Genomic DNA, 4987 nt, shown 5'->3' on the forward strand with positions numbered 1-4987 from the left:
GAATAAGACATTAGGCACAGTGCAGTTAGGCTCTAGCGAAACCCAGATTTACTATCACTTGCTTGATCTGGACGACTCCCAAAAGCAGCAATACCTCCAAGCATTGCAACAAAGTCAACCTGAGCTGTATCAACAACTCGTTCCTCTTTTAGCCCACGAGACACCTGAAGAACAACTAACGCAGTTACTTTACTTTGGTGCTCACCAGGCTACGAACCGAGACGTCGATCTAAGCGGAGAAGTCATCAGTAAGTATCGCCTAACTCATGAGTTGGGTCGCGGTGGCATGGGTGTCGTTTACGCCGCCCTACGTGCAGATGAAACGTTCGAACAAGATCTGGCCATCAAGTTTATTCAAAGCAATTTGAGTAATGTGCTGGGACAACGTGCACTCTTTGATGAGGCACAACTGCTCGCGCGCCTAAACCATCCGTACATAGCGAAAGTGTTTGATGGCGGCCTTCATCAAGATTCAGTTTACATCGTGATGGAGCGGGTATTTGGTCAAACCTTAGATAAATACCTGTCAGAAAATAAGCTGGAAAAGACGGAAAAACTGCTGCTGTTTAAGCAGATTTGTCAGGCGATGGAGCACGCCCACCAGCATCATGTTTTGCATGCCGATCTAAAACCAGAAAATATACTGATTGATCGTAGCAAACGACCCAAACTGCTCGACTTCAACTTAACTCAAAAAGCGCACTCCACCCGAGAGGGCTCACCCTCGGCACTGATTGCGTTTAGCCAAAACTTTGCCAGCCCTGAGCAGCAGGCAGGACAAGTACTGACAGAACAAAGCGATGTTTATTCATTGGGCAAAATCCTCGCTTTGATGTTTCCGTCACCAGCGGTTTGGTCTGATGTGTATTGGGTGATAAGACGGGCGACGCGTCCAGCCACCCAAGTGCGATACCCAGATGTGCGAGCGCTACGCATTGATATCGAGCGAATTATCGAACGTCGCCCTATCGAGCAGAAAAAACACTGGCCTTTGTATAGCGCCTTTCGCTTGGTGCAACGGCGCCCTCTTGCTTCTGCATTGTCAGGCATCATCGTGCTCTCAGGTGTGCTATTTGGCAGCGCCATGATGCAAAAGAATATCCAACTGCAACAAGAGAAGAAGATTGCAGAAGATATGATGTACGAAATGACCCGCCTTATCTTCCACGCGAAGGGGCAGAATGTCGAACACCTCTCGGTGAGCTCCATGATGGAGTTAACACGAAGGCGGATACTCTCTAATCCAGATATCCCCAAACATATAAAACAAAAAATGTTGTTGGCGATGATGACACCGGTGCCAAAGAAGCACCTAACTACTCCAATGAGTTGTCAGCCAAATTGTGCGTCTGAGGACAGCACCAACCAATAAGGCTTAAAACAAGATGTATACACGTTCAGTGGTATTTTGGCTGTCTGCATTGACGGCTACCTCCACGTTAGCAGCAGACACTTCTGCTGCCACTTCACACCCGCCCACTTCAACCTTGAAGCAAGGCTACTTTATCGATGCGCCAGTGACTGGCTTGTATTACAAAACCAGTTCCAATATCACTGGCGTCACTCAGCAAGGGGCATTTCACTACCAACCTGGTGATGTGATTAGCTTCTTCCTTGGCAACGATGATAAAGGTTATCTGCTGACAACCTTATCGAGCCAAGAAGTGCTTACACCGACGATGGCAACAACCAAACCCAGTCGTAGCATCAATATGACGCGCCTGCTGCTCTCTCTCGACAGTACGCCTGAGAATCGTAAGGAAATTGTCTTAGCCAACCGCGTGTTGTCTGATGCTCGCTTTCAAAACCAGCTCAAAGGCCTTGACCTCAATTATCTGGATGATGCCAAACGCCACCTCAATCTCGACTGGGTATCTGTCAATGATGCGATTGAGCACCTAAACGAAAGCCAGCAGTACATTGAGAAAAACTTTGCCTCAGATGAGATCATCTTTGAACCTCGCGGCATGACGTTCAAAAACATCGTGATCAAAAAGAAAGATTGGCAAGGCCGCGCTTGTGCTTACGATTTACGTTATCAACATCATCCTAAATATCGCCCTCCGTTTGGTGAAACTCGATTCACCATCACCAAAGATTCATTGATTGAGCACCCAAGCGTTGGCGACCATTTTCAAGGCTGTTTCCTCTCGATGAAGCGCCCTATCACGGAAGACATTGTCGAGCCGATAAGCAAATTTGCGGATTGGTTTAATATCGTCGGTTGCTCAATCACTGGGTGCACCCGCAACGACTTGAATGGTTTCTCTCTCGAAGACTTTGATGATGAAGGCGACTGGAAATACCGCTCCGTTGCACTCAACTTTGATCCAAGTACTGAGCTACTGATGGAAAAAGTACAAGGCCTTGGGCGTAAAAAAAACATCCACCACCACAATCGTACAGAAATGCTGTGGTTTACCTACCCCAACACGAACGAACACGATATCGACTACCTCGGGGTATGGCAGCAGACCCAATACCACCAGCAGTCCATGACACAATCGTGCCTATTGATGCGCCACCAACAAGTCATGCGACTGCCGCACAATGCAAACACCTGTCCAACCGACGCAAGCCTATACACCCAAGATGTCACCCAAGAGTATGCGGACATGTGGTGGGTCAACAATGACGAACCCAAAGCCGAGCTTGCGCAAATGAATGTCATGGTACGTTGGTCAACGACCCCTGCCGAAATCAATTACACCACTTGGGAATATCTGCCCGCTGGCGCAACTTGGGAACAAGGCATTTTATATCGCTATCAACAAGATGTTCTCCGCAACCGAGACGGCTCTGATCGCATTGAAACCCACACCATTTCTGAATTTGTCAAAGTGAGCGAGGATGTATAACCATGGCAACAGCAGTAGCACTGACACAAATCATTCAACAATGGCAATCTGGTGATAAACAAGCTGAGAGTGAGCTTTACCAATTTGCGTATTTGCAGTTACGTAAGATCGCCCAACACGAGCGTGAACGAAACGCGGAAAAGTACGGCACCGACAACAAGGTATTGGCCGATAGCGTCAACAGCACCACGGCATTAATTCATGATGCTTACCTGAAGATGTCCAACTGCGACATGAGTGAAATTGAAACAAAACGTGATTTCTTTTTGATGGCCGCCAAAGTGATGCGTCAAATCTTGATCGATAACGCACGCTCACACCAAGCGCAAAAGCGCCAACACATTACGTTGATGAGAGATGAAGAAGATCGCTTCGAACAATTGATCATCATGGATAAAGCTCTGGATAACTTCAGTAGCCGGTACCCACGCCAATCAAGTGCACTCAAACTCAAGTATTTAATGGGAATGAAAAACCAAGAAATCAGTGAACTGCTCGAGTGCAGCGCGAGCTTAATAGAGAAAGACCTAAAATTCTCTCGCAGTTGGTTGCAATCACGAATGGCGCACGCGTAATGATAAGCAAAAAGTTTTGGATAATCGGCGCCATCTGCGTTGGTTTGCTCGGCGTATACTGCATGTCAGACGAAACCAACTTGGCATCCGCGGCGAACTCATCAGACAGTACTAGTCAATCAACCACGCGAACACATCGTCAATATGAGCGCACATCTTTAGTTGAAGTAAAGCAAGCGTTGACAGGTTCTGCGTTGGAGAACGCCCACACAAAAGACGGTGATGACGCCTTCAATTCTGCCATTTTAGGACAACCAGGGCCAGTTACGAACCCATTTCATACTACAGAAGACGGCTCTTTTTACGACTCGTCTGTGGGTTATGAAGACAGCCGCTCAAAAGAGGACCCATCAGAGAACAATAAACCCATCATCAACCTCACGGTGGAACAACAGCTACAAACCATTATTTATGCTTGGGAGCTCAACCAAAACTCTCCGATTAGCTATTCGCTCAATCTTAACCAACTGTTTGAAGACCCGGATGGCGATCTCCTCACCACTCGGATTTGGCTCGAAAACGCCAATGGATTAAGGGTGCTAAACCAAGGACAAATGATGGTGCTAGGTGCACCAGAGAACATTAAAACCACCACATACCTGGCGGTAGCGGCGCGTGATGATTACCACGGCGACAGCGACCATGCGTGGGTCACAACACGTTTTGAGTTGCCTGTTGTCACTCCAGGTCACAATGACACGGAACACCCGTTAATTGGCGACACTGTCTATCGCTTGGAGACGACGCAAAATCTTGGCGGTACCGCGTACGCGTATGAAGTGGTGTATTGCGAAGCGTTTCAGTTTGAGGATGACGAGGTACGTTATGCCGCCTCAAACAACAAACACCAGTGTCCTGAAAAGGGAGACTTAAAAAAGGTGGGTGAGTACAAAATCAGTGATGACTCGTTGATTGTTTATGTCCACGGCGTACGCCAAATTTGGACCACCAAAAAGGTATACGCATCTCAGGTTCATGAAGATACTCGGAACTATTTCACCACCGTGTTTGATGGCAAACAATTCGAAAGCTATACCATGCAAAAAAACAAGCAATCGATGGAAAAACGCATCAACGCACCGACAGGGCGATATTTACGCCAGATATCCTTTTTTGACTATTTGTTACCTCTCCCAAGCGGGGGGTATCTGGTTGCTGAAGCTGGCAATTATATTTATCACTATGGTACTAAAGTCGTGGGTCCGCATGGTGAAAGTCTCGAATCCGATCTCAATTTACGAACTTATGGTCCTAACCTGTATTGTAGCGATGTCGCCATTTGGTATCACAGCCATGTCATTGCTGGTCAAGGAGACTATCAAATAGACATCATATCAGACCCTAACCCAGACGATCCGACTTACCAAATTGATTGCCACGAGTTCATCAGCGCCCCCGCTACTGGACAACAATCGTTATCGTTTGATCTTAACTATTCCCCTTACGATGAACTACTTGATGGCGAGGTGTATAGCTACATTTTACGTCCGAAACCTGAGCTCGCTGATCGCGTTGAGGAATTTAAGATCAACATGATTTATCACGCCCCTGTCC

General features: G+C 47.2%; 4 protein-coding genes. All 4 read left to right on the forward strand.

Annotated elements, in window-relative coordinates:
- The first annotated feature begins 19 nt into the window (after positions 1 to 19).
- Positions 20 to 1372: a protein kinase domain-containing protein gene (locus CAG69_RS12780; RefSeq protein WP_161444518.1), complete on the forward strand. Its 1353-nt coding sequence runs from the start codon at positions 20 to 22 to the stop codon at positions 1370 to 1372.
- A gap of 13 nt (positions 1373 to 1385) precedes the next feature.
- Positions 1386 to 2858: a chromosome partitioning protein ParA gene (locus CAG69_RS12785; protein WP_161444514.1), complete on the forward strand. Its 1473-nt coding sequence runs from the start codon at positions 1386 to 1388 to the stop codon at positions 2856 to 2858.
- Between the two features lie 2 nt (positions 2859 to 2860).
- Positions 2861 to 3433 (forward strand): sigma-70 family RNA polymerase sigma factor, encoded by a 573-nt coding sequence (locus tag CAG69_RS12790; RefSeq protein ID WP_005394366.1) that lies wholly within the window; start codon positions 2861 to 2863, stop codon positions 3431 to 3433.
- The coding region (locus CAG69_RS12795) for a hypothetical protein (protein WP_161444516.1) at positions 3433 to 4987 on the forward strand (1555 nt) is incomplete at its 3' end. The genes CAG69_RS12790 and CAG69_RS12795, both read left to right, overlap by 1 nt.

The sequence above is a fragment of the Vibrio sp. V43_P6S15P86 genome (genome assembly GCF_009904725.1).
Classification (GTDB): domain Bacteria; phylum Pseudomonadota; class Gammaproteobacteria; order Enterobacterales; family Vibrionaceae; genus Vibrio; species Vibrio diabolicus.